We start from the raw sequence: 358 nt of genomic DNA on the forward strand, positions 1-358 counted from the left end.
CATAATTAAATATTTTAGCTTCAAAACTTACCTTCTTTGCTTCATCATATTCATTTTGAACCTCAGCGTTTACAAATACATCTGCATTGGTTTCTGATATATTTCCTGCATAAACGTAAGTACCTAAAGTTTCTAAATTATCATAAAGTGGTAAGGTGATGTGTAGCGGATCCATCACATGTAGAAATACATTTCTATAAATACCACCATGTGTAGGGTGCCAATGTTCGTGGTTCCAAACTAACGGGAAATTATCTCTAAAATGATCGCCTCTGTCATTGTTTACCTTAACAGCTAAGATGTTTTCACTATCATATTTTAAATGTGGTGTTAAATCAAATCCGAAAGGAATAAACCC

The 358-nt window shown here is 33.2% G+C and carries 1 pseudogene; it reads right to left on the reverse strand.

Going from position 1 to position 358, the window contains the following annotated elements:
• Positions 1–358, reverse strand: a pseudogene (locus H4O21_RS28515) (hypothetical protein); the annotation flags it as partial.

The sequence above is a fragment of the Oceanospirillum sediminis genome (assembly GCF_014164585.1).
Lineage (GTDB): Bacteria > Pseudomonadota > Gammaproteobacteria > Pseudomonadales > Halomonadaceae > Oceanospirillum > Oceanospirillum sediminis.